General features: G+C 41.6%; 24 protein-coding genes. 2 read left to right on the forward strand and 22 right to left on the reverse strand.

Translation table 11 applies throughout. The features are described from left to right. Nucleotides 1–2 precede the first annotated feature (2 nt). From NYE28_RS20695 to NYE28_RS20755, 13 genes are all read right to left on the reverse strand, one after another. A complete protein-coding gene (locus NYE28_RS20695; protein ID WP_039063855.1) occupies nt 3–623 on the reverse strand; it encodes an NTP transferase domain-containing protein in 621 nt (206 codons plus the stop codon). Continuing rightward, the gene (locus NYE28_RS20700) at nt 620–1,636 is read right to left on the reverse strand and encodes an XdhC/CoxI family protein (protein ID WP_342490240.1); all 1,017 of its coding nucleotides are present in this window, start codon (nt 1,634–1,636) and stop codon (nt 620–622) included. Before NYE28_RS20700 ends, NYE28_RS20695 begins: the two co-directional genes overlap by 4 nt. Before the next feature lie 68 nt (nt 1,637–1,704). After that, nucleotides 1,705–2,721, reverse strand: coding sequence for an FUSC family protein (locus NYE28_RS20705; protein ID WP_342490241.1), 1,017 nt, complete (start codon nt 2,719–2,721; stop codon nt 1,705–1,707). Between the two features lie 602 nt (nt 2,722–3,323). After that, on the reverse strand, nt 3,324–4,661 hold the full coding sequence (locus NYE28_RS20710) for a hypothetical protein (protein WP_337681386.1): 1,338 nt from the start codon (nt 4,659–4,661) through the stop codon (nt 3,324–3,326). After that, the gene (locus tag NYE28_RS20715) at nt 4,661–6,640 is read right to left on the reverse strand and encodes a DUF87 domain-containing protein (RefSeq protein WP_337681385.1); all 1,980 of its coding nucleotides are present in this window, start codon (nt 6,638–6,640) and stop codon (nt 4,661–4,663) included. The genes NYE28_RS20710 and NYE28_RS20715 overlap by 1 nt, the downstream gene beginning before the upstream one ends. 14 nt (nt 6,641–6,654) lie before the next feature. Continuing rightward, nucleotides 6,655–7,467: a Dam family site-specific DNA-(adenine-N6)-methyltransferase gene (locus NYE28_RS20720; protein ID WP_326133984.1), complete on the reverse strand. Its 813-nt coding sequence runs from the start codon at nt 7,465–7,467 to the stop codon at nt 6,655–6,657. Between the two features lie 834 nt (nt 7,468–8,301). Further along, complete coding sequence (locus NYE28_RS20725; protein ID WP_342490489.1) at nt 8,302–9,792, reverse strand: AAA family ATPase; 1,491 nt, start codon at nt 9,790–9,792, stop codon at nt 8,302–8,304. Between the two features lie 402 nt (nt 9,793–10,194). Beyond that, complete coding sequence (locus NYE28_RS20730) at nt 10,195–11,157, reverse strand: DUF4365 domain-containing protein (protein ID WP_326133982.1); 963 nt, start codon at nt 11,155–11,157, stop codon at nt 10,195–10,197. A gap of 190 nt (nt 11,158–11,347) precedes the next feature. Continuing rightward, on the reverse strand, nt 11,348–11,827 hold the full coding sequence (rlmH, locus tag NYE28_RS20735) for a 23S rRNA (pseudouridine(1915)-N(3))-methyltransferase RlmH (RefSeq protein WP_007407874.1): 480 nt from the start codon (nt 11,825–11,827) through the stop codon (nt 11,348–11,350). An 80-nt stretch (nt 11,828–11,907) separates the two neighbouring features. Next, nucleotides 11,908–12,078, reverse strand: a complete 171-nt coding sequence (locus tag NYE28_RS20740) for a CxxH/CxxC protein (protein WP_004393147.1) — start codon at nt 12,076–12,078, stop codon at nt 11,908–11,910. A 153-nt stretch (nt 12,079–12,231) separates the two neighbouring features. Beyond that, on the reverse strand, nt 12,232–12,402 hold the full coding sequence (locus NYE28_RS20745; RefSeq protein WP_007407875.1) for a hypothetical protein: 171 nt from the start codon (nt 12,400–12,402) through the stop codon (nt 12,232–12,234). A gap of 268 nt (nt 12,403–12,670) precedes the next feature. Beyond that, nucleotides 12,671–13,834: a hypothetical protein gene (locus NYE28_RS20750; protein ID WP_337681382.1), complete on the reverse strand. Its 1,164-nt coding sequence runs from the start codon at nt 13,832–13,834 to the stop codon at nt 12,671–12,673. 10 nt (nt 13,835–13,844) lie between these two features. Then, a complete protein-coding gene (locus NYE28_RS20755; protein ID WP_342490242.1) occupies nt 13,845–14,594 on the reverse strand; it encodes a hypothetical protein in 750 nt (249 codons plus the stop codon). 182 nt (nt 14,595–14,776) lie between these two features. Between NYE28_RS20755 and NYE28_RS20760 the strand changes: the two genes are divergently transcribed. Next, on the forward strand, nt 14,777–15,757 hold the full coding sequence (locus tag NYE28_RS20760) for an aldo/keto reductase (protein WP_012118882.1): 981 nt from the start codon (nt 14,777–14,779) through the stop codon (nt 15,755–15,757). 29 nt (nt 15,758–15,786) lie between these two features. On the opposite strand, the gene NYE28_RS20765 is transcribed toward NYE28_RS20760, so the two are convergent. From NYE28_RS20765 to NYE28_RS20800, 8 genes are all read right to left on the reverse strand, one after another. After that, entirely contained in the window at nt 15,787–16,260 is a 474-nt protein-coding gene (locus tag NYE28_RS20765) for a GNAT family N-acetyltransferase (protein WP_012118883.1), read from the reverse strand. Between the two features lie 47 nt (nt 16,261–16,307). After that, a complete protein-coding gene (locus NYE28_RS20770) occupies nt 16,308–16,442 on the reverse strand; it encodes a hypothetical protein (protein WP_342490243.1) in 135 nt (44 codons plus the stop codon). Then, on the reverse strand, nt 16,429–17,544 hold the full coding sequence (locus NYE28_RS20775) for an aspartate phosphatase (RefSeq protein ID WP_025285560.1): 1,116 nt from the start codon (nt 17,542–17,544) through the stop codon (nt 16,429–16,431). Before NYE28_RS20775 ends, NYE28_RS20770 begins: the two co-directional genes overlap by 14 nt. A 130-nt stretch (nt 17,545–17,674) precedes the next feature. Beyond that, entirely contained in the window at nt 17,675–18,565 is an 891-nt protein-coding gene (gene rocF / locus NYE28_RS20780) for an arginase (protein ID WP_169510212.1), read from the reverse strand. Nucleotides 18,566–18,638: 73 nt separating this feature from the next. After that, a complete protein-coding gene (locus tag NYE28_RS20785; protein WP_020958097.1) occupies nt 18,639–20,039 on the reverse strand; it encodes an amino acid permease in 1,401 nt (466 codons plus the stop codon). A 223-nt stretch (nt 20,040–20,262) separates the two neighbouring features. Further along, nucleotides 20,263–21,468, reverse strand: coding sequence for an ornithine--oxo-acid transaminase (locus NYE28_RS20790; RefSeq protein ID WP_004393130.1), 1,206 nt, complete (start codon nt 21,466–21,468; stop codon nt 20,263–20,265). 229 nt (nt 21,469–21,697) lie between these two features. Continuing rightward, nucleotides 21,698–22,333: an SdpI family protein gene (locus tag NYE28_RS20795; protein ID WP_063093748.1), complete on the reverse strand. Its 636-nt coding sequence runs from the start codon at nt 22,331–22,333 to the stop codon at nt 21,698–21,700. Beyond that, complete coding sequence (locus NYE28_RS20800) at nt 22,330–22,617, reverse strand: autorepressor SdpR family transcription factor (RefSeq protein WP_015240946.1); 288 nt, start codon at nt 22,615–22,617, stop codon at nt 22,330–22,332. The genes NYE28_RS20795 and NYE28_RS20800 overlap by 4 nt, the downstream gene beginning before the upstream one ends. Before the next feature lie 204 nt (nt 22,618–22,821). On the opposite strand from NYE28_RS20800, the gene NYE28_RS20805 reads away from it, so the two are divergent. Further along, nucleotides 22,822–24,207 (forward strand): sigma-54-dependent Fis family transcriptional regulator, encoded by a 1,386-nt coding sequence (locus tag NYE28_RS20805; RefSeq protein WP_160242669.1) that lies wholly within the window; start codon nt 22,822–22,824, stop codon nt 24,205–24,207. A 41-nt stretch (nt 24,208–24,248) separates the two neighbouring features. On the opposite strand, the gene NYE28_RS20810 is transcribed toward NYE28_RS20805, so the two are convergent. Next, the gene (locus tag NYE28_RS20810) at nt 24,249–24,968 is read right to left on the reverse strand and encodes a cupin-like domain-containing protein (RefSeq protein ID WP_025285562.1); all 720 of its coding nucleotides are present in this window, start codon (nt 24,966–24,968) and stop codon (nt 24,249–24,251) included. Between the last annotated feature and the right edge of the window lie 6 nt (nt 24,969–24,974).

Here is a 24,974-nt window from a genome sequence, read left to right on the forward strand (position 1 = left end):
ATTCACTCCCCGAATTTATTCAGCAGCAGCGTATAATCTTCAACTGTATCGACGTCATAAAAAAGCAAAGGGTCTTGAAAGCTGATCATTTTTCCCGTATTGATCATACTTTCACGGATGACATGCCGGGCGCCCTGATCTCCCTTTAACTGATGCAATACCGGAAAACATTGATTTGAGAATAAAATGGGGGGCATAGGAAGATGATGATTTTCAGCGGCGATAAATGAATAACGGCGCTCCTTTTGATAGGAATCAATTAACGTATTGATGATATCTGAGGTGACAAACGGCTGATCTGCAAGGAGAATGATAACAGCGTCAGCCTCGTACTCTGCCGCTTTTTGTAAACCGCATTGTATAGAATGGCCTTGGCCCTTACCCGCTTGCTCACATTCTGCCTGACTCCACTTATTTGATATGGGATCTAAAAAGAAAAAATCCGAAAGCCAATGCAGTGGATCTCCCTTTCCCGTAATAACGAAAATATGATCTAATTCAGATAACAAGGCATTTTTAAGAGCCATACTTCCAAGGGAAACTCCATTGAGAACTAAACTTCGCTTATCCGTCCCCATGCGTCTGCTTGTACCGGCTGCCAGGTAAATGGCTGCTGTTTTCATAAGCGAGACCTTTGTTTTCGCATTTTTTGAATCATCTCGCCAACAATACTTACAGCAATCTCTTCAGGGCCCTGTGCCCCGATGGGAAGTCCGATAGGGGAATGAATATCCTCCGGAATCTCAGCTCCGCCTAATAGCCGTTCAGTGCGCCTTCTGGGGCCTAATACACCTTTATAAAATACATTCTCGTTTTTTAATGTATGTAAAATGATCTGATCTTTTTGAAAGCTGTGCGTCATAATGACAACAAAATCCCTTTTTGTCATGCTCAGACCTTCCATGACTTCTTCCGGTGCTCCTGTTATCAAATGGCCGGCTTCAGGAAAATGGCCGTGATGACATAAAGCGGGACGCCAGTCAATCACCGTCACATGAAAGCCAGTGCCAGCTGCCAACGAAACTAACGGCTTCGCATCTTCCCCTGCTCCGAAGACATATAAACAAGGTTTTGGCACCATCTGATGGATAAAAAATAAATCAGAGGTATGTTCATCCCTTTTGATTCCCTTTTCCGTCTGTCTCAGTTTTTGAATACAGCCTTGTTCCATAACATCCCCGGTTCCAAACACTCTGCCGCCTTCAGCTATATACAGATCTTCCTTCGGCTCTAACGTTTTAGTGAATCGTTTCATTCGGGTCACAGACTTTTTTCCATCTAAGCATGTCTTCACTGTCATCAGATTTCGTTCCAATTCCCCTTTTACAGGCTCAAGTAAAACCGTCAAAACACCATTACAGCCAATGCCCTGTCCCCAGGATAAATCGTCCTCCGCACTCATATCAAAGCGGACAATCAACGGCTCTCCTGCAGCCCAGACCTGTTCCGACCGTTCAACGAGATCTTCTTCCAGACAACCGGCGGATAACATTCCGACTCTTGTTTTATCCCCTAAAATCAACATCGAAGCCCCTTCTTTCTTATAAGCGGACCCCTCTGTTTTAATAATGGTAGCCAGTACCTTAGCTTTTTTAGAAGTGGCGATGACATCCAAAATCCGGTGTATATCATCCATTTCATGTCCCCCGTTTTACCTGATCATATCTGCATCTGTATATCCGTATTCTTTAATTCCAGAAAACATTACAAACGCTTCAGCAATTTCTTCGTTTCTAAAAAAAAAGAGTCTTTATAGACCTTATGACCGGGCGGCGGATGCGACAGCATGTCGGAACGGAGAGATTCCAATAACACGTCCTGTTCCTTCTGTTTCCAATTGTCTGTTTCACCCTGCTGTATGCCTTTAAAGCCCGCAAAGTATTCACTTAACACTTGTAAATCATTCCCCAGCTCTATTTTGTCACTTGAAGATAACTCCCCCTCTTTTTCCCATTCTTTTAACGTTTTCACTATATTTGATAGATACTCAAATCCGGCGTTCAACTTTTGCATCTCAATTTGATAGCTTGAAATGATATTTTTATGTTTTTTTCTGACGGGGTTGAATTTTAAGCTGTCAGAGGCTGTTTGCAGCATCTCTTTTGTCATATGCAGCTCTTGCAGAAGATTGTTCATTTTATACGCCATGAGGTTCCCTTTTCCTTGTCCCCACTCTGATTGCACCCATTTGGAAAGGTCTGAAAGTGTGCCGGAAAGCTGACGAGCTAATGTTTGAAAAGAGTCCGCTGCCTTTTTTGTGTAGTCCGGCGGAAAAAGGAACATGTGAACCAGAATGGCGATGATGACGCCGATCACCGTATCGATGATTCGGTCGAATGCATAATCTTTAGCGTTTCGTTCAAACGTAAAGACCAACAAAATGGTGAGCGCTACCTGATGTAAAACCGTTACATCTATTCGCAACCACTTCGCAATGTAAGTACCGCCTAATAGGAACAGCCCCAGCATCCAGCCATTCATTGGCAAGTGACTGACAAGATAGGATGTTAGCATGACCCCAATTGCAGTTCCCGCAATACGATGAAAAGAAAAGCGAATTGACTGATCTATCGTTGGCTGCAAACATAAAATAACAGAAAGAGGCGCTAAATAGGGGTGATCAGAGCCGACCAGTTTTGCCGCTTCCCAAGCAACAGCAGAGGCAATCGCCATCTTCCAAACCAAAGAAGTTTTGTTTTGAATTTCTTCACTTTTCATCATACGCCCCCTCCTTTCAGAAACCTTTTCCACTAGGTTTCCGTGACGCAAAGGGATTTATACTGATATGTGGGAAATGCGAAAAGAAGCTGTGATTCAAGGGGGGAATTCTTGAATGACGGATTCTTTTCTAAACTATCCATAGCAGACAAGTTGATGAAATTGAGAGACATTGTTTGCATACGGATTTGGTATTTCAGTCCAAAACCGACCTGAATACAATTTAGAAGCAGTTAGGAGTTCACCCGTGCTTAAAGTATCAGTAAAAAGAAGTCAAGATGGAGGGGGAGCACTTATCATCAGCAGCAGAAATTTGCGTAAGGACAAAGCAATCTGCTGAGATATCCTGAACGAGTTCGGTCTAAACCCGGATCATGGCCATATCCAACAGCCATACACTTGAAAATAGTCCATTTTATTCGATAATCTCGCTGCCTTTGCGTGTATTTGTAGAGACCCAATTGAATACTTCTTCACTGTAATGAATTTTTAGTTAAAATAATGCTCTCATATAAAAAGGGAGAGGTGTTTATAAACTCTCTCCCCTTTGCTATCTTATATTTATAACACTTGAAAATCATTCAAATATAATATAGAAGTAGTTTTCATGACATATTTTCTTCTAAAAACCTTTGAAGAATACTTGAGGAAGGGTAACTAGACATTGATGCTATACCATTAGCTAACTCTATTGGAAAAAGAGCACCTGTATAACGATGGCTTATAATATCGGGTAGTGTTTTTAATATCTTTTTTAATCCAATTAAATCATTATCATTAGGGTGGCTTTTTAAGTCAACGTATTGACCAGTAGGAATATTTAATACTAAGTAAGTGTTAGGATCCGTCTTCACATAAACCTTTTCTCCCCAATTCGTTCTTTTACCATAAGAATTCAATAAATCAGGAGTTCTATATACTTCTTTTCTAATGTACTCATGGGTTAACACAGAATAATGCATTGACTCATCTCTGTTTTTAGGATTTATCTCTCTAGAGATCTTCTCAAGATGATCAACAAATACACCAGACTTTTCTTGACCAATTATATAGATTGGCCTCTCTACAAACTTAGCGTATTCTAAAAAATTGCGAATTGAGGGTACCAACTTCGAATATTGACTCCTCAATGTGAGCGGCCCATCTTTAATAAACAAGGTTTCCGAGACTAAATTCTTGTCTTTATGATTCCATAATAAACGAATTGCTGTAAATAGCATAACGTGTTCTACGACCAGCATGTATGCAGAACTTATGCTTTCTGGGGCACTATCCTCAGTCATATCTAAATGAAAGCCAATCATATCGGTTAAATAAACTTCTTTTTGGCAACTTTCGCAACTCTTACTATCTTCATCAGGCTCCAGACCACTTACTTGACTTTCACAATGTGGACACTGGAAATCAGGAGAATGAACATATTTCTCTCTCCATTTTTCATAAACCAACCATTTAAGAGTTTCATAAAAAATCCCCTTTTGATCTAGTTTTAAAGAGTCCCTAACTATATGTCTGATAGAATTATAATTGCTACCCATCGATGTTTTAATGTTTCTAAGCGGAAATACTGTAGAATGATGTACAGCACTTTTTGCCAATAAATCCTTAAGCAGGAGTGGATGAGGCTGTTCTTTATCTATTCTATTAAGTTTCGATTGTTCAATAGAAAGCAAGCCTGCTTTTACAAAGGAAACCTCTCTAGGAGGAGTGGTATTAGAGCTAACAGTTACATATGAGCCATCTACAGCCCAAAAGTGTTTTAATTTAGTTATACCTTCTAATTTAGCTTGTACCCAACCGTCCTTTTCATTCTGTGAAACTTCGTAAAAATTTGATTCAAAATCTTTGACTAAAGACTTCACCCACTCACTTTCTATAACATCAAGATGCCCCAATTTAGATGCATATTCAAAAGGAGAATTAGAAGTACTATTATATGCCATTACTCCTTACCTGCTTTCACTTCAAACTTATTTGCTTGAAGGGGTACAACGAACCTATGTGACATCGTTAACATTCTCATATATCCTGGAGTTTTTGCCTTTTGTATATCTTCTTCAACACCGTTAAAGGCTGTCTGTACTCTTGATAGTGCTCTTGTCTCTTCACTTGATGACAGATGACCTACAAAGAAATTTTCAGTTTGGGCCAACAACTCTTTACTAATTGTTGATGGAGACTGAGTAGAGTAAACCATCCCGATGTGGAATTTTGCTCCTTCTTTTGCAAACCTAGAATAAATGCCAGTATGGTCATCTGTGTTGGGCGGAAATAAATTGTGTGCTTCCTCAAAATACAGTTGAATATATTTTCCACCAAGATTATTATTTATGAATTTTTGCTCTTGATGAATAAAAACAGATTGTGAAATTAAATCAGAAAAATAACGTCTGATTTTATCAGTAGCGTTTCCCAGATCTAATATCACAGTTTTTCCTTCATCTAGATATTCAAGAATTTCCTTAGTAAAGTTAGTTGCATCTTTTGAATGATATTGAATATAATCTCTCAGGATAATAGGTCCACTACCTGACTTAGGTTTAAAGAAATTTATCAGCGCTTCATCATCAGCATCTAATAGGGGCTTACCTGACGAAGATGACTTTAATTCAGAAGTTCCATGATCTAAAATGTATGTTGCAAGCGCCTCTATTTCACTAACAAGATCATCAATGGTTTTAGGTATTGCCGGTACTGTGTCACCGTGAATGGTATCCCGAATTTCTTTTGAGAATCCCGGATTAAAATCAAACGTGTTTCTAACTCTTAATTTTAAATCTCTTAAATTTTTTTCTTCACAAGGAAAACCAGCTTTTTTTAGAATCGCCCAATATAATTGCACTTTCCTAATCATTCTAATCTTGTCATTTTGATCAGCTGAGTTAATTTCTTCAATAGAAGGAAGAACAACACTACTAAAACTCTTTACATAGTTTGCTTGCTGCTTATCTTGAATTAGTAGAGTGGATATTACGTCTTTACAGGAAGATGGATGTTCATAGAAATTCAAGCGCAAATCTTTTGATTCAGTACCTGGGCGTTTTGTTAATGCATATACTACACACTGTTCTTCATAAGCTGATCTAATAGATCTATTTCCATCTTGTGGATTGTCATTTGCATATTCACCATTAATATCGAATATAATTTGACCTACATTTTGGTCTATTCGTGAAGATTTAATTATCGATTCTGCAATAAGTTTTACGACATTTGATTTACCAAGTCTAGTCTTTCCAAACATAGCAGTTCTCGTACCCTTAAAATCTTCAACTGATATTTTAACTTCTGGTTGTTGACTTGTATCACTAGTTAAAAGACATTCAGTAGCCCGAAGATTACCTAAAGAATACCGCCCGTTTGAATTAACTAAACCGTTTACAATTAAATCTAGTATTTCTTGGTTAGGGGAATATACTTGATAGCGATGTGCACTAACGACATTATTAACATCCCCAGAGAATTCTAACTTTTTTGAATCAGTGGGATTTTGATAGAACATTCCTATTACATCACAATCCAATGCCCCCCATTGCAGCTCACTTTGTGTCCAAACATCTAATTCAGGCATTGATTTCTTATGTAATTCAAAATATGTTTGTTGAACGTGATTACTTAGGGGTGTTGGTGATACACCAGCTACCCTTAGTAGTGTAAAGTGCACAGGTAATCCCCGGAAATCATTAGGGACTAATATTAAAAAAGAGCCTCGCGGAATACCACCTACAGCTATTTTATAAGGGTCAGATGTGATAATCTTAGCTGAGTCATAGTTTAATTCTAGCGTGTAACCAACGAATTTCATATTCTCTACTTGTCTAGCGTCCTCAAGTCTTTTTTGTTCTTCTAGAAAACTTGTTAAAACGTGTAAGGGATTCTCACTTACTGAGGCACTTGCCACTAATTGTTCTATACTATTCATTAAAAATTCCTCCTTTATAGATTGCAAAAAATTAAAAGTTCTTGATAATTACTTCTACTTTTTTTGTTTGCAGAAATTGAGCTGTACCTAGATACAGCTTTAATATTAAAGCCATTAGGCTCATATAATTGTCGGATTGAGGGATGTGCAGCATTTGTCATCAAAATTTTTACCCCCCTATTCTTAGCCTTAATAAGGCACTGTGCTAATCTCTCTTGATCCTCCCAGGAAAATAAAACTTCATTGTACTTAACAAAACCATTAGAGTTGTGCCTTACGGTGTAGGGTGGATCTACAAAAACAAAATCATGTTCTCTAGAAAGGTTTATAACTTTCTCAAAGTCAGTATTAAATAACTTAATACCTTTGAGAATCTTGGAAATCTTTTGAAAATCATCTGTATCTAAAAGGACTTGAGTTTTTGAACCTATAGGCACATTAAACTCACCCTTCTTGTTAACACGATAAATCCCATTAAAACATGTTCGATTTAAGTAAATCATTTTGGCTGCTCTTTCTTCTAAAGAACAATAGCTTGTCGATCTGATGTTATAATAGTAATTTTTGCAATGATTTTTATGATGCTCTGATAAAAGAGTGTAAACCTTTCTCCATCTACTTCTTATTGCTTTATATGCATCTATTAAGTCCTTATTAGTATCATTCAATACTGCAAATTCAGGTTGTATATGGAAAAATACTACACCACTTCCCAAAAACGGTTCAAAATATGTATTGTATTCAGTGGGGAATAATTCAGGATATTGTTGTATCAACCACCTTTTTCCACCTGCCCACTTTAAAAAGGGGGTTACTTCTTTTTTCATTATATTCATCCTACTTACAATTAGAGTTTGTATATCATTAAATTATCATATTAAATAATGTCAGTTTATTGAGTCATAAAAATATAACCAAAAAATAACGTGCCGAACCTTGAAAAACTGCCATGATATTGTCGCTTATTTACAATTATAAGTATTTACTTTAGTGCCGAACACTTTGAGAAAACTAGTACCAAGGATATAATATCATACTTGTAAATACTCTTTGTCAGACCTCTTAACAATTTTTCCATTTAATTATTGAAATTGTACAATAGTTGCAATTAAGTAGTGGTCGACAAAAAGTTTTAATTTCCTATCTCTCATCCATTTACTAAACACATACACTTCATAACCTCGCATCCAGCGATTATTGAATAATTTAATTCATTCTTTAGCAGTTTTACTTGTACAATTGGTTCTTCAATTTACCCTCACTGTATTTGATCCAGGATCAAGCTTTCTCTTATATCATTATTGGTTAACTTAGAATCCCCAATATTGACTATGAAATTTTCGTAAGCAAAAGTTCATACAAGATACAAGTAGCTATGAAAATTGACTTACTTGTAGACGGACGACAAATCAAGATTATCAACTTGATGTTTGATTCACCACTGACACTTTTAAGGTAGCTCTAGTATTCTAATTAAGAAGATCCTGAAGTAAATTGTATAGAACCGCACGTTACACTCTTCACAAGAATCATTTTCATGGGAAGGAATCTTCAGAAGATCCTTATCTTTCCTGAAGATTTTACCTCGCTTATGATACGGCTCACCGTGATGTATCTAAATGAGGTTTTCAGCTAGTTTTGTATTACTAAAAAGTAATCCGTTAGGTTGTTTGAATTACTTGTTCATTAGGAACGTCTTCTATTAACTCATGTCTACGAGCATTAAGCCATATTTTAATGGGAGCTATATACTGTTCCCATCTTTCGTGTTGGCTTGCAACATCAATAATTTTACTTAATCCCACTTCTTTACTCTGATAATTCATTCTTTCAATTATATCGTCCACATATTTATGAGTATTATCCATTTTTTGTATTTCCTTTGCAGTTTCAACTATTTGGTTAGGGATTAACAGTTCTTTCAAAAGGCTATGAATAAAAAGTTCAGGGGCAACACCATCCGGTAAGTTAAAATGAATTATATAACTTAAAAGCTTTTCTCTCATTTCGTAATTTTCTTGAGTTGTACCAGTTAATGCACTTTTTATTCTTTCCATTTTATCCTCTTCACGAACATACATATCCCCATCGAGAATAAATAGACACTGTGTAGTCAACTTATTGGATAGTAACATTCCTGCTGCTGTAGTAAAGCAGTTTTGTGCAGCACCAAAACGTGTAACATTTACATATCTGGACATATTTAATGATTCAATTATTTGATTTACAATTGTAAAAGCTAAATCATCTTCCACAAATAATTCAATAGGTCTAGTACTCTCACCTGTTATTCGATAAATAGTATCTGGTTTTGTATCTGTTAAACAAATTGTCTTTTCAGAAGTACTATGTAAATGTCGTATATTAATGAGATCGCTATAGTTTAAAATATCTATTGAATGAGTTGTAAATACAATTTGTAGTTTTTTTTCTTCCGCTCTTTGATGTAGAATTCTAATTAATTTCTTAAAGGCAAATACATGTAGAAGTAAGTCAATTTCATCAATTAAAATTAGTGAATTTTTTGGAGCATTATAAACTTCAGCTAAGATTTTAAAAATCCTTTGTTCACCAGCGGACATACTCAAAGAAGAATATTTAGTTTGATTATATTCAACACCAATATACTTTCCTTTTGAGTCACTGTGCAAATTATAAGAGCTATAATCACGATTCATTATATAACCAGCTTTTTCTTTAATAATTCTAGAGACAGTATCATCCAAAGTAGTGGTACTATATTTTATGAAACTTTGCCTTTTTTCTTCTTCTATTTTAGGAACTCCAGAACTTATACCAATATAAAAAACATCTCGTGGAATTCTTCGGTTATACTTTGGTGACCATCTATCAGTGTTTTTAGAATAAATGGTTTCTTCATTTTCGTATAATTTGCTACCAAGTCTATAATCATGGTACATGGTAAAACGACTACCTTGCCAAAGTGAATCTACAGTCGGGGTGAAAAACTGACTGAATTTGTAATTGGTAGTTTTATTTTCGTCTACAGGTTTATAACAACAGGCTAAGGCATGTAAGATTGTAGATTTTCCTGAACCATTTATACCTATTAAAGCAGTTAGTCCACTACCTGGAAAATCTATTTCTACTTCTTTAAGGTTCTTTAATAGATTAATATGGACTTTGTTAATTTTTTATTGTGAGTAATTTGCCATTTTTGTTCACCCTAATAATTTTTATAAATTAATATTCTGGCATAATAGGAACAAACAAAAATACCCAATCTCCTTGATAGAGTACTTCAATAATTTAATCCTTTTGATAGCCCTTACTAAATTCTTGGAGTTTGTTCATATATAAATCTCTTGATTGTTTTACACTTTTAAATAAGGATTACGAAATGACTTAAAATTCTCCTTATTAAAGCTCTCTAAACCACTCATTGACTAATTTCAGAAATTAATATAATCTTTAATTAAGGAGAGGCTGGCTCTGGTTGAAACTGTTTGACACTTCAGTTTTTTAACAAAAAGTGTTAAAAGGCGCGGGAATTTTTCCAAATGCGCTTGGTAGCTAATTTGCCGAGCAAGTCTCTACCCCAAAATTTGTTCTAAATATTTTTTCCTCCTTGATTCATAAACTGAGTAAAACCAAACTCTTTCAGTTTCTCCTCCAGTATTGAATTCCCTTTTTCTCAATAATACAACTCTAATTATTGAGGGAAATCTATAACTAAAACTACTTTGTGCATGGATAACTAACTTTTCTAAAATAGCCTTATTTCCGGTCCTAGCATCATTGTAATATTTAGCCTCTACTTTCTCATAATCTGTTGCATTATTAATAATTTCCTTAACAACAGGTAATAGCATTAATGACTGAGCAATTCTTTCTTTACTTCTTTTAGACCTCGTAATATGTTTCCAACCAACACGTGTAAATTCTATTTTACCATCTAACTCCATACAATTAGAATTTATTTTATTTTTCGCTAGTTCTTTATATACTGTTCTGGAAACCTTCTTTAAACTACTTTCGACTAAGTAATTTGGTAAACCGCTACTTCTAATCCGTAAATTTGGGATACCATTTTGTCTTAACTTTTTGGATAATAAATTTTTTAATTCTCTTTTAGCTTTAACATTAAAAATTCTACTGCTGTTACCATAGAGCTCTTCTCCAGTAGAATCATAGCTATCATTACTTTTTAAGTCTATCCACCAAGCTTTTTTATTATTATCGGTAACTACAAGAATAGCTGGGCTTGGTGCTTTATTCCAAACCTCTTTGTGTTCCTTCACATAATTTCTGGTTAAATTTTGAAGTCTAAACTTACCATCCTTATTAACAGGTAAATAACTATTTCCACCTTTGCATTGTACATATATTACATCAATAATATTTCCTTTTTCTCTCCAGAGGATAATACCATCAAATCCGTTATCTATCCTTTGTGGAAATTCAATAAATTCTCCTTTGAATTGCTCTCTTACCACTTCACCTACCTTGTTAATGCATCGTACCTCTGATAAAGTTCTTTCTTCTTTACCACTCATTATTCTCTACCCCTATTCATTTTAAGATGAGTAATGTTTTTTAATTAATCTTACTTCATTTTAAAAATTAAAGTGGAAAAAGGGAGGGGATATTTACCTACTGCAAAACCCCCTATCATTTCCAATATATTGTGGCATAATCAGTTTCATATTTTTGATTCTAATGTCTAACATTTTTTTAAAACCTCACTCACTTATGATAAGGCTCCCCACGATTTATCCGAAACGCCCGATAAATCTGCTCCACTAAAATCAGACGCATCAACTGATGAGGAAATGTCATCTTCGAGAATGACAGCTTTTCATCCGCTCGCTTCATCACTGCGTCACTCAATCCGAGTGAGCCGCCGATGACGAAGGTGATTTTGCTTTTTCCATAAGTCGCCAGCTTATCTATTGTATCGGCTAGTTCTTCGGATGTTTTCATTTTTCCTTCGATGGCAAGGGCGATGACGTGGGTGTCCGGGCTGATTTTGGCCAGGATGCGTTCGCCTTCTTTGTCTTTGACGATTTTCATGTCTTGGTCGCTCAGGTTTTCCGGGGCTTTTTCGTCCGGGAGTTCGATGATGTCGATTTTTGCGTAGGCTGAGAGTCGTTTTTTGTATTCTTCAATGCCTTGCTTGAGGTATTTTTCTTTTAGTTTTCCGATGGTCACAATATTGATATTCACAGGTCATCCCCACTTTAGAAACAAGTTATTCATATATATTGTCCACAATTGTGGATATCTTTTCTGTATTTTGTGTAGGATCATTCGTTCCCTACTAGATATGTTGCAGTGTCCCCACATAATTCACAGGCTGTGGATAAACTGTTAGTATGTTCGATTTTTCTGATTTCGGGCGGAAGCTCATGATCATCTATGTACATGTCCAGCACGGTTTCGATATGTTCTTCACAAGAATAATAAGCGGTTTTCATTGTTACATCCTCCGGTTTTCTTTTGCACGCGGCAATTGTTCTCTTTTCAATATAACCTATTTATACACATGTTAGTAGTGCTTCGGGCTGAGTTTTATCCACAATTCGGCAAATCACGCGCAAAAAGAGCCGGCGTTTGCAGCATCCGGCTCTTTACGTGTTTTCTCTTTTTTCTAAGCGAAGGACGAACAGAATTCCTAATAGACACGCCAGCAGTGTAGAGCAAACATCAATCCAGTCCGGCTTTCCGCCGTTTAAAAAAGAGTTGGTTATTACGGAAACCAGGAGAATGGTGACGGTCACCGCGGCAAGCTTTTTCTTCATCGGCTCCCTCCTTCACCGACTGTCTTCTTGTTATATAGCCTGATTAAGAGGGTCACAACGATATATACAATCATAATCAATGCCCCGTTACTCACATCAGGGTATCCAATCAACATATTCATTATGACAAAAACAATGGTTATACAAATGATGGACAACAATAAGAAGATACTGAATGATTTCAAATGACCACCTTCTTTCTTGCAGTAACGTTTCATTATAAAAAGCTTACCAAAAGCGGCAAGCTCTTCCGAAATGTTTATACTCTTCAAAACCCACCCATCACCTGCACATCATACAGCTTGAGATGGCTTTTCGGCGTGACGATGTTTTTTAAGTTTGGGATGGTCAGGTCATTCAGCTTTTTGCCCGTTTTCAGGTCGAAGGATTCGATTTTGGCGGGCTTTTTGTAGCTGTACGTAAACAGATACAGCTTTCCGTTTTGATGGGTCAGCTCCTTGAAGTCGGCTTTCATTCGTGATGCGGGGAGCTTGAAGGCTTTTTTGCTTTTTCCGGTCTCAGGGTTGATACGGTACACGTTTCCGAAGCCGTCAACGAAATAGAAGCTGCGCCGCTCCATGAAAAAGCTTTTTTTGAAGCTGAACGGCATGGAGTCATAGATCGTCTGTTCGTCATTTTTATAAGCGGCGATGTCATACGTTTTGATGGCGCCGTTGTTTTTCATGACTTTCACCATTTGATAGATATGATCTGCTTTTTCCCCTCTGGTGACAAAGCAGACGGCGCTGTCGTCCGCGGTGAGCTGGGATTCGACAGACGTGCCTTCTTTATACGTCCATGTCGCGATTGATGTTGTATGGAGCTTTTCTTTATCGGTCTGAATGTCTTGGATGTGATAGCCTTTTTCGTCATCTGTCGGCGTGAGTGCGAAAAGATGATCTTTAAAAAAGCCTGAAGCGCGGATGTAGTGCGGGATGACGTTTTGCTTCCACCTGCCGTCAATCTGGCGGTACAGCTCTGAGCGATAGCTGCCGCCGCTCTTGTCGTAGCCCGAATTATACAGCGTGTAAAAGCCTTTCGCCCGTTCGATATATCCCGCGCTGTCTCCCGTATGCTGGTACGCTCTTTTATACGTGTGAAGGCCGTCCTGAACGGTATAGATTCCTTTTTTGTCCTCCAGCAGCACGCTGCCGTCATGCACTTTGGCCGATCCGAGCTCAAGCCCCTTCATGTGATAAGAAGAAAGCCGTCCTTTTTCATCGGCGAAGAGGGCATAGCTTTTTCCGCCGCCGAACGTGTCTTGGTCAGCCGCAGTGGAGAAGTACAGCAGCGCCTCTTTATCTTTCAGAAAATCAGGGTCATTTAATGTGTCTCTCACAACCTCCGCAGGATCTTCCGTGCGGAAATAGAAGAAGCATAAAACCGCTGCGGCGGCGATGATCACTAAGGGTATCCAGATGATTTTTTTCACGTTGTTCTCCTTAGTGAATGGTCAGAATCGTGGTTGTGTAGGACGAGCTTGTGATGTCGCGCGGGTATACGCCTAAGCCGCCATTAGAGTCGATATCAATCCCCGCTTTTAAAAGGAATGCCGACCACAGCAGTTTTGAGCAGTTTTTGGCGCCTTCATGGCCCGTATTTCTGTTATTGACGAAGTTGAAGGAGTACTCATCACCGACTCTTGATACAGCCCAGTCAGCGGCGGCTTGTTTTTGGGCATCGGTAACTTTCACGGTCTGAACGATTGAATTGTCTTCGACTTCTCTGCCGTTATAAGCAATCTGGCGGACGCCGTCTCCCGGCACGGATTCAACAATTTTATCAGCGGATGAATACATGCCGACATGCCCGTGGTTGTAATAAGCGGTGTATGAGTTCGTGTAATAAATATTGCCTTTTGTGCTTTTCGGAAGTTTTTTGGTTCCTGACGATCCGCCCATCGCAGAGAGCCCTTCTTTGGAAGCGATTATATTTCCCTGCACCTTGTCTGCCGTGATTTCTTGATGAAACTGCTTGAGAATTACTTCTGTTGAAACGTGCTTCTGTTTAGCAAGCTCTTTGGCGGATTGGAGAACGTCTTGAGGAGTCGTGCCCTGCTGAAGCTCTGCGATTTCTTTTGCGTAGCGGGCTGTTTCTGTTTCTTTCGCTTTTACATTCATACCGGAGAATGACAGAACCATGGTGAATGACAGGGCAAACGGGAGGACGGCTTTGAACAGCTTTTTACACATATTACTTCGCCTCTTTTCTTTGAGTATAATTTTTCCACATTTGTATTATATGACGGAATTGCGATAAAAAAATAGATAATTTACAGATTTTTAAAAATTTTATAACAATATGTAAATCATATGCATAAAACATTTTCAAATATCAGGAAATCCGGTTATCATACAAGAAAGGGGGAGGACATATGAAGGACAGAACGATCGGTTCGATGCGGGTTTCCGCAATGGGGTTAGGGTGCATGGGCATGTCGGAATACTACGGCAGCCAGAGTGAGGAAGAGTCGATTTCCACCCTGCATCATGCCGTTCATCTCGGCGTGAATTTGTTTGATACGGCTGATCAATATGGATTGGGTGCAAATGAAGAGCTTGTCGGCAGAGCACTCGCCCCATTCAGAAAGGAGCTTTACCTCGCGACGAAATTCGGTTATGTCCGAAGCGAAAAGGGTGAGTTTATCGAAATTAACGGACGGCCCGATTATGTGAAAAAAGCGTGTGACGCCAGTCTGAAACGCCTTGGGACGGATTATATCGACCTTTACTTTCTGCACCGGGTTGATCCGCGGGTGCCGATTGAAGAAACTGTCGGCGCCATGAAGGAGCTGATAGACGAAGGAAAGGTGAGATATATCGGATTGTCAGAGGCTTCCGCAGAAACGATCAGGCGCGCCGTCCGCATTCACCCGATTGCCGCGCTTCAATCGGAATATTCTTTATGGAGCAGGGAAGCGGAGGAGCATGTGCTGCCCGCCTGCCGTGAGCTCGGCATTTCATTTGTGCCTTACAGTCCGCTCGGCAGAGGTTTTCTTTCCGGAAAGATGACGTCGACCGATCAGCTGGATGCCGATGATTACAGAAGAAGAACGCCGAGATTCCAGGGAGACAATTTGGCGGTGAATATAGGGCTCGTCCAAAAACTTACCGCCATTGCCCGGGAAATGAATATCACTGCTCCTCAGCTTGCGCTCGCATGGGTTCTCGCAAATGGCGATGATCTCATTCCGATCCCGGGCACAAAAAAGAAACACTACTTGGAAGAGAACCTCGCCGCTCTCGACATTGTGCTTCCCGAGGATGTGAAGGCGCGTTTGGATGAGATGTTTCCGATCGGCACCGCGGCCGGCGAGCGTTATCCGGAACACATGATGACATTGTTAGATGAATAACAAAAGAGGCCCATCGTGCGGGCCTCTTTTCATGACAGCTTTTTGCTCATGATGACATCCGTCTCCAGAAATCCGGTCTTCTCATACAGCTTCCGCGCCGTTTCGTTATGAGCGAACACATGGAGAGAAATCTTGCGGACACCCAGGTCTTTGGCTTTGTCCTCCAGCCTTGCGAGCGCCTCTTTCGCATAGCCTTTGCCGCGGAAAGGCGGATGAAGGCCGAAATCATAAATAAATGCGTCCTGCTGCGGGTGGTCCGGATCGGCGTGCAGCCACAGCCAGCCGGCATTTTCCTTTCCGTCCAATGTCAGCGTCCATAAATAGTGATCGGCCGTCTCCAAGCCGTCAGGAAGCAGGTCTTCAAACGCCAGCTCCGCTAATTCCGGCGCTTCGTCAGGCAGCCACGTTCCCGCTTTTACCTTTTCTTCACCGTAATGCTTGGTTGAATGAGCGAGATAGGACTGAAATTCTTGTCCTGTCATCGGCCGCAGCGTGATAGCCATTGAATCACTCCTTACAAAACACGGACTGAAAGCGGTATCATGAAGTATTATCCGAAAGCTCCGTTTTCCGCCAGTTTTATGATTTGTTCGGCTTGTGCCGTTGAACCAGTTTGCGCAAATAATCCAATCGAAATGAGACTTGCCAAGGCTGCTGAGAGTACAATGAATTTACATGTTTTCATTACGAATCCCCTCCGTTAATCTCAAAATTTGGTCATTGGCATCAATTGATTCTTGAAAATACTTCGCCGCCGGTTTGTAATTCTCCTGTTTTTTAAAATGCGCCGCGGCCTGATACGACAAGTCGGAAACGTCACTCCACAGCTCTTTCCTTCTTAACTCGGCGAAAGCTGATTCAAGCGCTTCTTCATTGCGGTCAATAAAGACATGCTGTAAGATGCGCAGCTTTTGGGTGTATACGGGCTCGTTTTTTTCTTCAGCGGCATTCAGCGCTTTATGCAGCCAAAACCGGCCCTCATCCGTCTGTTCCTGTTTCAATAACACTCTGGCCAGCATGTACAGACTCCGCACCGAATACGCTGATTGCAAATGCTCCTTTTGATCGAGAGCCGTTTCAAACTCGACCCGCGCCTCCTCAAGCTTTTCCTGTCTTTCATAGCAAATGCCTGCGTTAAAGTGGGCGAGCGCCTCAATATGCGGATCGCCCGCTTTGGCGGCTTGATGAACCGCCGTCTGCAGGAGCTCTTCGGCTTTCTGGTAGTGAAACAAGTCCATTCTGTTACAGCCGATCACCATTAAACACTGTGCTTCTCTGACCGCGTACATTTCATTGGCTTTGTAGATCTCCAACGCTTTTTCCGCGTGGTTCATCGCAAAGTAGTTTTGGCGGATTTCATAGTAGGCAATCGCCACTTGATAATTAAACTCGGCTCTTTCAATCTCATTCGGTATGTGCCGGAGCCTGCTTTCAGCAATCCGGTAAAAATTAATGGCGTTCATAAACCGTTTACGGTAAAACTCGTGCATTCCGGAAAAGAAATAATAGTAGTATTGAATCATCTGATCTGTTTTTTCTTTATCGGCGTTCAGCTGGATCGTTTTTAAAATGCCGTCTGTTTTCTCATACTCTTCCATCAAAAGCTTATAGCGGGAATCAATTAAATTAAAATAAAGGAGCACCGTTTGATTTTGTGTCATATTTTGCAGATCCGTAAGCAGTTGTTCTCTTAACGCCTCAGCCGATTCAGTGTTGTGCTTTTTGATTTCCTCATACCAGTCACTGATTTTTTTCGCAACTGTTTCGTGGGCCATCACTTCAGCCATCTGTCAGGACACCTCCCTTTCCCATTTTGTGTAATAAATATATCATATTTACAGGTTCAAAAAGAGGGTGGCAGCCCGCTAGTTTCCTCGTGGCAACAAAAAAACCTCCGCAGGTGCGGAGGCGCATATTTTATAACAGTTTTTTTCCTAACAAAGATTCTACCAGCTCGACCGCTGTTTTGCCGGTTTTGTTTTTGTGATCGAGGATCGGGTTGACTTCGACAAATTCAGCTGAAGTGATGATGTCGGCATCATACAGCATCTCCATTGCCAAATGGCTTTCACGGTAGCTGATGCCGCCGACGACAGGTGTGCCTACGCCGGGCGCGTCGCTCGGATCAAGGCCGTCGAGGTCAAGGCTGAGGTGAACGCCGTCACAGTCTGACAAGTAGTCAATGGTTTCTTCAATGACCTTTGTCATGCCGAGGCGGTCAATCTCATGCATCGTATAGACCTTCATGCCTGTTTCCTTAATGTACTCACGCTCGCCTTCATCAAGCGATCTCGCGCCGATGATGACGACGTTCTCCGGCTTGATTTTCGGGGTATACCCGCCCAGATTCACCAGCGTGTCGTGCCCGACGCCGAGGCTGACGGCCAGCGGCATTCCGTGAATATTGCCTGACGGCGATGTTTCCAGGGTGTTTAAGTCGCCGTGCGCGTCGTACCAGATGACGCCGAGCTGTTTATAGTGCTTTGCCGTTCCTGTCAGCGTTCCGATCGCGATGCTGTGATCGCCGCCCAAGACGAGAGGGAACCGCTCATTCTCAATGACGCTGTCCACCTTTTGGGCGAGCTGCTCGTTCCCCGAGAGCACAGAGTTCAGATTTTTCAGCTCTTCATCATTTTTGAGTTTTTCACGATTGACGGGGATGTCGCCTAAGTCTTCCACCGCATACCCCATGTCAGATAACCGTTCAATGAGATGCGCATAGCGGATGGCGCTCGGGCCCATGTCCACTCCGCGTCGTGCTTGTCCTAAATCCATCGGCATTCCAATAACTGAGATATTCTTGTTCATCCGTTTTTCCACCTCAACATGTTGTATGTTGTCCTGTGCGGGTTTCTCAAAGATGACTTGGACACGAAAAGATTTAAAGCTCTATCTGTTTTTCTGACTGCTTATGCTTCTTTACATACAGATGATAGACGATAACGCACACCGCCATGAACGGGATGCCGCAATAAAGGGCGAGCCGCTGTTCTGAATCAAATGCGAGGCTGATCAGAACAACCGTGTTTAACGTCAGCCCGATAATAGGCAGCACCGGGTACAGCGGTGTTTTAAACTTCAGGTCTTCCACTTTGCCGCCTTCGCGGATGTATTTCCGTCTGAACATCAGCTGTGACAGGGAAATCGTAATCCAGCCGACCTGCGCGCTTAGTCCGGCTAATGATAAGAGAAACATATAAACGGTTTCCGGCGCTGCCACTTTAGACAGCAGTGACAGGCAGGCGACGGCCAGCGTCACGATCAGAGCGTTCATCGGCACGCCGCGTTTATTTATTTTGCCGAGCGATTTAAAGGCTTGTCCTTCGTTCGCCATGGCATATAAGATACGCGTCGATGCAAACAGGCCTGAGTTGGCCACTGAGAGCAGCGCAATTAAGATAACAAAGTTCATAATATCGGCGGCATATGGAATACCGATTTGTTCAAACACCACGACAAACGGGCTTTCGACCACTCCCGCCTGCCTCCACGGAATCATCCCGGCAATGACGATGATGGAGAGAACGAAAAAGACAAGCGTTCTCCATACCGTCTGCCGGATAGAGCGCGGAATCGTTTTCTCGGGATTTTCACTTTCTCCCGCGGCAACCCCGATCAGCTCCGTTCCCTGGAACGCGAAGTTTACGGTAATCATCGTAATAAGCATAGCCTTAATGCCGTTCGGAAACAATCCATCCTCATAAAAATGAGAGAAGAAAGGAGCCTGCTCGCCGTGTTTCATGTCAATCAGGCCGAACATGGCGGCGCCGCCCAAAATAATAAACAGCAGAATGACTAAAATTTTAATACCGGAAAACCAAAATTCCGACTCAGCGAACGCTTTTGTGGTAATGGCGTTCAAAAGAAACATCAGTCCGACAAACACGAGGCACCACACCCATACGGGAACATGCGGAAACCAGCGGAGCATCAATTGCCCCGCAGATAAAAACTCAATGGCGCATGTCACCGCCCAGCCGAGCCAGTAGAGCCAGCCGAATGCGAAACCGAAAGCGGGGCTGATGAATTTGGTTGCGTACGTCTGAAACGACCCTGATACGGGAAGGGCAACCGCAAGCTCGCCTAAGCAGAGCATTGTCAAAAACATAATAAAACCGCCGACCAGATAAGACAGAACCGCGCCCAGCGGTCCCGCCTGGTTAATTGTAAATCCGGTACTCAGGAAAAACCCGGTGCCGATCACTCCGCCCAAAGAAATCATAAACAAATGGCGTGATTTCATTGTGCGCTGAAGCTGATTCTCTTTTTGATTTGTATTCACTATTCTGCACCCCTTCAGCAACTTGTATTGGAACCAAGCCGGTGCTTTGAAACCGATTTGCTGTCCAAAGAGCCTCTATTTGTATATGAATGTTATATGAAATTCATTTTCGTACATAAAGATACATTATACTAAAATACTGTCGCCGCGCAAATAGAGTGTGCTGAATTTTTTATTTGTAAATTCCATACAAGCCGAGGGAAAGCATTGCCGCATCAAGGTTTTACGCGTTTTGAAGCACGTTTGTGATCTTTTGGATCGCCCAGTCCAAGTCTTCCTTGGAAATCATTAACGGCGGTGCAAAACGGATCACGGTATCATGTGTTTCTTTGCATAAAAGCCCTTCGCCTTTCAGCTTTTCACAGTACGGGCGGGCCGCTTCTGTCAGTTCAACGCCGATAAACAGGCCGCGTCCGCGCACGTCTTTTATGATCGGGTTATCGATTTTCTCAAGCTCTTCTTTAAAATAACGGCCAAGCTGAAGGGAACGCTCTGCCAGCCCTTCTTCCTCAAGGACTTCAAGAGATGCGAGCGATACCGCGCAAGCGAGCGGGTTTCCGCCGAATGTCGAGCCGTGGGAACCCGGGTTAAACACACCGAGAATGTCACGGTTCGCCGCGATGCACGAAATCGGGAAGACGCCCCCGCCGAGTGCTTTGCCTAAGATGAACATATCCGGTACGATATTTTCCCAGTCAACCGCGAATGTTTTCCCTGTGCGGCCGAGTCCCGTCTGAATTTCATCAGCGATCAGAAGCACATTTTCTTCCTTACAAATGGCGGCCGCTTCTTGTAAAAATCCTTCCGGCGGAATGACGATGCCCGCTTCTCCCTGAATCGGTTCGAATAAAAAAGCGGCTGTGTTCGGCGTGATCGCCCGGCGCAGCGCTTCTGCGTCTCCGTATGGAATTAATTTTATACCCGGAAGCATTGGTCCGAAACCGCGTTTATACTCATCTTCTGAAGAAAGGGATACCGCAAGCATCGTTCTGCCGTGGAAGTTGCCGATACACGCAATGATTTCCGCCTGATTATCCGCTACTCCTTTGACCTCATATGCCCAGCGTCTCGCCGCTTTGACAGCGGATTCAACGGCTTCCGCCCCCGTATTCATCGGCAGAATCATATCTTTTCCGGTCAGCTTGGCTGTTTTCTCATAAAACGGACCGAGCTGATCATTATGGAACGCGCGTGACGTCAGAGTGATTTTATCAGCCTGATCCTTCAGCGCCTGAATGATCTTCGGATGTCTGTGCCCCTGGTTCACCGCAGAATAAGCACTCAGCATATCCATATATTGATTGCCTTCAGGGTCTTTTACCCAAACACCCTGCGCTTCAGAAATAACAATCGGCAGAGGATGATAGTTGTTCGCGCCGTAATGTGAAGTTTGGCTGATAATTTCTTGAGATTTTGTGAAAGCTGACATAATCTGATTCCCCCTTGTTTTGTAATCATTCAACATTAGATCTTGCTTTCCCTTTTTATAAAGCAAGTTCCGTGCCAATCCGAAAAAACGGGATGTTTCGCCAGCATTCTTTCTTTTCCCGCAAAATTTTCCGGCAGTTTGTGTGCAAACTTCAGCCAAGCGCAAAATTTTTTTGCGTTTCCCGCTGACAAAATAGGAGCAATCCAATTAGATTGCTCCTACTCAACAGTTATTTATTCAATTGTCTCTGATATACAATGTAAGAATATAGTAAAGATAATATGATACAGCCGATCGCAGACATGAAAATGACTGACACTCTATACACCGGCGGCAAAAAAGCTGCAAGCATCATGAGCATGCCCGCTAAGACAAAAAGTTTCGAACTAACCCTGTGTGTATCCTTCCAAACTCTTTCACTGCTCAGCGTCCAAGGTGTTCTTATCCCTAAAAAGAAATTAGGCTTAACGATCTGAATGAAGTTTCCAAACACCATGAAAATGACTCCCACTATAAAGTTTCCTAAATAAGATATAGGGAGATCATATCCCAGACCGGTCAAGATGGTAATCAGATTAATGACAAACAGAACCGCAAACATTGTATTAAATATAGCCATATATGGCCGGATAAATGTTTTGTAGTTATTTTTAGGATCAATCTTAGGGATGATAACCATTAAAATATATAGAATAATCATGATGCCAATAAGCATCATCATCGCATTAGCTTTCGTTTGGTAATCATTTGCACTTCCGTTTAATCCCCAGTGTGTCGCCAAATTGTCCGGTAAAGATGAATATGTGCAAACCCATGTGAAAACAGTTAAAACTATGATTCCTGCTGAAAAGAGATATTTTTTCATGATTCCCCGCCTTTCTTATTATCATGTTCTGAATCAGTCAGAGAAAAGAACCAGCCTATAAGATCCTGTAATACAGTGGTATTTAATGAATACATAATAAATTGGCCTTTCCTCTCATCGTGAACCAAATCAGTATTTTTCAATATGGTAAGGTGATGAGAAATACTGGGTTTTGACATGTCGAAGTGTTCCGCAATTTCACCAGCTGTCATGTCTTGTTTCTTTAATAAGTCCAAAATTCTTCTCCTTGTAGGATCGGCCAGTGCTTTAAAAGCTTTATTCAAAAACTTTCCCCCTCTCATACATACATAATTTAGATATTTAAGTATATATCTAAATATTAGCCCTTTTCCTAAAAAAGTCAATGGTTTTATTACCTAAATTTCCATTTATTTTTAAACATTGTCCAAGCGCAAAAGTTTTTTGCGTTTCCAGTTCGATTTATTTTAAAATAATGAATGTTAAGACGATTGAGAGGAGGAATTGACCTGCACACAACCAGCGAATTTTACACACTCGTGTTACAAAGCATTTTGGAAGAGATTGATGTCGGGCTGCATGTGGTGGACGAGAAGGGCAGCACCGTCATTTACAATAAGAAAATGATGCAGATTGAAGATATGGATGAACGGGACGTCCTGCATAAAAACCTGACTGATGTATTTATGTTTTCCAATCAGCAGGACAGTACGCTCGTTCAGGCCCTTCAAGAAGGCAAAACGATTAAAAATGTAAAGCAAAGCTATTTCAATAACAAAGGCCAGGAAATCACGACGATCAACCACACCTTCCCGATTGTGCAAAACGGCGAGATCAAGGGAGCCGTGGAAATCGCCAAGGACGTCACCAAGCTCGAACGGCTGATCAGGGAGAACATGCACAGGAAAGAACAGAACAGCTACACGTTTGACAGTATTCTCGGCAACAGCTCGGTTATTCGGGAAGTCATCGAAAACGCAAAACGGGCAACCCGCACATCATCATCGGTGCTTTTGGCCGGCGAGACGGGAACGGGCAAGGAACTGTTCGCCCAAAGCATTCATAACGGCAGCCAGCGCTCAGGCGCCCCGTTCATCTCACAAAACTGCGCCGCCCTGCCGGATAGCCTGGTCGAAAGTATTTTATTCGGCACGAAAAAAGGCGCCTTTACCGGAGCCATCGACCAGCCCGGCTTATTTGAGCAGGCGCAGGGAGGCACCCTGCTCCTTGATGAGATCAACTCGCTCAACCTCAGCCTGCAGGCAAAACTGCTCCGCGCCCTTCAGGAAAAGAAAATCAGGCGCATCGGATCAGCGCAGGACAAACCGATTGACGTCCGCATCATCGCCACGATGAATGAAGACCCGATCACCGCCATTTCGGAAGAGCGGCTGCGCAAAGATTTATACTACCGCTTAAGCGTTGTCACACTGATCATTCCCCCGCTCCGGGAGCGCAAGGAGGATATTCTGCCTCTGGCCGAAGTCTTTATCCAGAAAAACAATCACCTGTTCCAAATGCATGTCGATTCGATCAGTGACGATGTGCAGCGATTCTTCCTGGAATATGACTGGCCGGGCAACATCCGCGAGCTTGAACATATGATTGAAGGCGCCATGAACTTTATGACGGATGAAACGACGATTACGGCGGCCCACCTGCCTTACCAATACCGGATGAAAATCAAACCGGCTGACACGGAAGCCAAAGCCGCCGCAAGCACCCAGCCCGGCACCGATTTAAAAGACAAAATGGAAAACTTCGAAAAATACATGATCGAAAAAACCCTGAGAAAACACGGCAATAACATATCCAAAACGGCAAACGAGCTCGGAATCAGCAGACAGAGCCTGCAATACCGCCTGAAAAAATTCGGTCTGGACCGGATGAAATGAATCCATACAAAAAAAGGCTGAGATGCTCCTCAGCCTTTCGTTTATATCTGATTGGCAAGCCGCTCTCCGGTAAACCAAAAGTTCTCACTCACTGCCAATGTATGTTCCGTATTCTCGACTTGATGCCACCAATGGCGCGGCGCGTAAATGATTTCTCCCGCCTTTTGTCTGAAGCGGATCGGAGACGCCTTTTTCACCAGCGGTTTTTGCTCAATGTCTTTTTCATCAAAGACATTGATATTTCCTTCGTACAAATACGGAGAGTCGTCCGGATGATAGAAGATCCATTCCTTCTCCCCAAAAATGACGCCGTTCCACGCGTGCGTGTTGTTAAAATCCTGATGCAGCGGTGTGCCTGTCTGCTTAGAACCGAGAAAGAACCATTTCCAGTCCCGTCCCGTTTCTTCATCCGCTCTCAATGTGTCTTTTGTAAAATACTCGGGTGCGGAATAGACAAGGTCTAAGTCATTTTGGTTCAGCTGCGTAAAATTCCAGTCACAGTACCATTTGTCATCATTCTGATCAATGTACTCGATATAGTTGGAAAGCTTTACTTGTTTAAACGTTTTGACCCCTTCGATATCTGATTTCCGGATGGTGACCATTCTGTCCCCATAGTGTTCGTCAATGTATTCAAGCGTCCACGGCCTGCATTCCCAGTGATCCATTGCCCCCGTCAAAATAAAAGGTTTCTTATCAGCATACTCGCTTACAAAAAGATCGTACGATAACTCATTGATTGTCAGTCTGTCAATGGTCATATCCAT

Origin of the sequence: Bacillus sp. FSL R5-0443 (genome assembly GCF_038608285.1) — a bacterium.
In the GTDB taxonomy this organism is placed as follows: Bacteria; Bacillota; Bacilli; order Bacillales; family Bacillaceae; genus Bacillus; species Bacillus velezensis.

What these genes read in the sequence shown, in the direction of transcription:
- NYE28_RS20695 (WP_039063855.1), bottom strand. Translation starts at nt 623, where the DNA reads ATGAAAACAGCAGCCATTTACCTGGCAGCCGGTACAAGCAGACGCATG.
- NYE28_RS20700 (WP_342490240.1), bottom strand. Translation starts at nt 1,636, where the DNA reads ATGGATGATATACACCGGATTTTGGATGTCATCGCCACTTCTAAAAAA.
- NYE28_RS20705 (WP_342490241.1), bottom strand. Translation starts at nt 2,721, where the DNA reads ATGATGAAAAGTGAAGAAATTCAAAACAAAACTTCTTTGGTTTGGAAG.
- NYE28_RS20710 (WP_337681386.1), bottom strand. Translation starts at nt 4,661, where the DNA reads ATGGCATATAATAGTACTTCTAATTCTCCTTTTGAATATGCATCTAAA.
- NYE28_RS20715 (WP_337681385.1), bottom strand. Translation starts at nt 6,640, where the DNA reads ATGAATAGTATAGAACAATTAGTGGCAAGTGCCTCAGTAAGTGAGAAT.
- NYE28_RS20720 (WP_326133984.1), bottom strand. Translation starts at nt 7,467, where the DNA reads ATGAAAAAAGAAGTAACCCCCTTTTTAAAGTGGGCAGGTGGAAAAAGG.
- NYE28_RS20730 (WP_326133982.1), bottom strand. Translation starts at nt 11,157, where the DNA reads ATGAGTGGTAAAGAAGAAAGAACTTTATCAGAGGTACGATGCATTAAC.
- NYE28_RS20740 (WP_004393147.1), bottom strand. Translation starts at nt 12,078, where the DNA reads ATGAAAACCGCTTATTATTCTTGTGAAGAACATATCGAAACCGTGCTG.
- NYE28_RS20745 (WP_007407875.1), bottom strand. Translation starts at nt 12,402, where the DNA reads ATGAAGAAAAAGCTTGCCGCGGTGACCGTCACCATTCTCCTGGTTTCC.
- NYE28_RS20755 (WP_342490242.1), bottom strand. Translation starts at nt 14,594, where the DNA reads ATGTGTAAAAAGCTGTTCAAAGCCGTCCTCCCGTTTGCCCTGTCATTC.
- NYE28_RS20760 (WP_012118882.1), top strand. Translation starts at nt 14,777, where the DNA reads ATGAAGGACAGAACGATCGGTTCGATGCGGGTTTCCGCAATGGGGTTA.
- NYE28_RS20765 (WP_012118883.1), bottom strand. Translation starts at nt 16,260, where the DNA reads ATGGCTATCACGCTGCGGCCGATGACAGGACAAGAATTTCAGTCCTAT.
- NYE28_RS20770 (WP_342490243.1), bottom strand. Translation starts at nt 16,442, where the DNA reads ATGAAAACATGTAAATTCATTGTACTCTCAGCAGCCTTGGCAAGTCTC.
- NYE28_RS20775 (WP_025285560.1), bottom strand. Translation starts at nt 17,544, where the DNA reads ATGGCTGAAGTGATGGCCCACGAAACAGTTGCGAAAAAAATCAGTGAC.
- rocF (WP_169510212.1), bottom strand. Translation starts at nt 18,565, where the DNA reads ATGAACAAGAATATCTCAGTTATTGGAATGCCGATGGATTTAGGACAA.
- NYE28_RS20790 (WP_004393130.1), bottom strand. Translation starts at nt 21,468, where the DNA reads ATGTCAGCTTTCACAAAATCTCAAGAAATTATCAGCCAAACTTCACAT.
- NYE28_RS20795 (WP_063093748.1), bottom strand. Translation starts at nt 22,333, where the DNA reads ATGAAAAAATATCTCTTTTCAGCAGGAATCATAGTTTTAACTGTTTTC.
- NYE28_RS20810 (WP_025285562.1), bottom strand. Translation starts at nt 24,968, where the DNA reads ATGACCATTGACAGACTGACAATCAATGAGTTATCGTACGATCTTTTT.